This is a genomic window from Bradyrhizobium sp. LTSP849 (assembly GCF_000938255.1).
In the GTDB taxonomy this organism is placed as follows: domain Bacteria; phylum Pseudomonadota; class Alphaproteobacteria; order Rhizobiales; family Xanthobacteraceae; genus Bradyrhizobium.
Map to the genome: position 1 here is coordinate 1,031 of NZ_JYMR01000057.1, position 2,299 is coordinate 3,329.

The 2,299-nt window shown below is 65.8% G+C and carries 2 protein-coding genes; both read left to right on the forward strand.

The window, feature by feature from the left end; genetic code table 11:
• Nucleotides 1-1,787: hybrid sensor histidine kinase/response regulator (locus tag UB31_RS42775; RefSeq protein WP_045014783.1), on the forward strand; the 1,787-nt coding region annotated here is incomplete at its 5' end.
• A 108-nt stretch (nt 1,788-1,895) separates the two neighbouring features.
• A partial coding sequence (locus UB31_RS39820; protein WP_045014784.1) for a chemotaxis protein CheW occupies nt 1,896-2,299 on the forward strand: 404 nt, incomplete at its 3' end.

Genomic DNA, 2,299 nt, shown 5'->3' on the forward strand with positions numbered 1-2,299 from the left:
TGGAGATGCACGGCGCCGACACCGAGCTCGACCGCCAGGTGCTCGACCTGATCAAGGACCCGCTCACCCACATGGTGCGCAACTCCGCCGATCATGGCCTTGAGACCCCGGCCGAGCGCCTCGCGGGCGGCAAGGGCGAGCAGGGCACCATCCGGCTGTCCGCCTATCACGAGGGCGGCCACATCATCATCTGCATCGCCGACAACGGCCGCGGGCTGAACACCGACAAGATCAAGGCCAAGGCGATCTCCTCCGGTCTCGCCACCGAGGCTGAGCTCGAGAAGATGTCGGAAGCCCAGATCCACAAGTTCATCTTCGCGCCGGGCTTCTCGACCGCGGCCGCCATCACCTCGGTCTCCGGCCGTGGCGTCGGCATGGACGTTGTCCGCACCAATATCGACCAGATCGGCGGCACCATCGACATCAAGTCGGTGGCCGGCGAAGGCTCCTCCGTCACCATCAAGATCCCGCTGACGCTCGCGATTGTCTCCGCCCTGATCGTGGAAGCCGCCGGCGACCGTTTTGCGATTCCCCAGCTCGCGGTCGTCGAGCTGGTGCGCGCCCGCGCCAACTCAGAGCACCGCATCGAGCGCATCAAGGACACCGCGGTCCTCCGCTTGCGCAACAAGCTGTTGCCGCTGATCCATCTGAAGAAGCTCCTGAAGATCGACGACGGCGCGGCATCCGATCCCGAGAACGGCTTCATCGTGGTGACGCAAGTCGGCAGCCAGACCTTTGGCATCGTGGTCGACGGCGTGTTCCACACCGAAGAAATCGTGGTCAAGCCGATGTCGACCAAGCTGCGTCACATCGACATGTTCTCGGGCAACACCATTTTGGGCGATGGCGCGGTCATCATGATCATCGACCCCAACGGCATTGCCAAGGCGCTCGGCGCCTCCGGCTCCTCGGCCCAAGGCATGGCTGATGAAGCCGCCGCGCATCATTCGAGCTCCGGCGAGCAGACCACCTCGCTGCTGGTGTTCCGCGCCGGCTCCAGCCAGCCCAAGGCGGTCCCGCTCGGGCTCGTCACCCGCCTGGAAGAGCTGCCCGCGGACAAGATCGAGTTCAGTAACGGCCGCTACATGGTGCAGTACCGCGAGCAGCTGATGCCGCTCGTCGCCATGGAGAGCGTCACCATCGCCTCGCAGGGCGCCCAGCCGATCCTGGTGTTCTCCGATGACGGCCGCTCCATGGGCCTCGTCGTCGACGAGATCATCGACATCGTCGAGGAACGGCTCAACATCGAGGTCGGCGGCTCCAGCCAGGGCATTCTGGGCTCGGCCGTGATCAAGGGCCAGGCCACCGAAGTGATCGACGTCGGCCACTTCCTGCCGATGGCGTTCTCCGACTGGTTCACCCGCAAGGAGATGAAGCCGTCGCTGCACTCGCAGTCGGTGCTCTTGGTCGACGACTCGGCCTTCTTCCGCAACATGCTGGCGCCGGTGCTCAAGGCCGCGGGCTACCGCGTCCGCACCGCGCCGACCGCGCAGGAGGGCCTGGCCGCGCTGCGCGCGCAGACCTTCGACGTGGTGCTGACCGACATCGAGATGCCCGACATGAACGGGTTCGAGTTCGCCGAAGTGATCCGCTCCGACAGCAATCTGGGCTCGATGCCGATCATCGGCCTGTCGGCGCTGGTGTCGCCGGCGGCGATCGAGCGCGGCCGTCAGGCCGGCTTCCACGACTATGTCGCCAAGTTCGACCGTCCCGGCCTGATCGCGGCGCTGAAGGAACAGACCGCAGGCGCCGCCGGCGCCTCCGAGCTGAGCCGGGCGGCGGCGTGAGAGCATGATCCGGAAAAGTGTGAAGCGGTTTTCCCTCGCGACAAACGCGGAACGCGTTTGCGCGGAGATCATGCTCAAACAAAGAGTCACGGATCAGGAGACGCAAAGATGAGCAAGAAGATGCAGACGGGCGAAGGCGCCATGGTCGAATACGTCACCGCGATGATCGGTGGCCAGCTGTTCGGCCTGCCGATCTCCCGGGTCCAGGACGTGTTCATGCCCGAACGCGTCACCCGCGTTCCCTTGTCCTCGCGCGAGATCGCGGGCGTGTTGAACCTGCGCGGCCGCATCGTCACCGTGGTCGACATGCGCGCCCGGCTCGGCCTGCCCAAGCCCGAGGACGGCAAGGTGCCGATGGCGGTCGGCGTTGATCTCCGCGGTGAATCCTATGGCCTGCTGATCGACCAGATCGGCGAGGTCCTGCGCCTGTCCGAGGACGGCAAGGAAGAAAACCCCGTCAACCTCGACCCCCGCATGGCCAAGCTCGCCGGCGGTGTCCACCGCCTCGACGG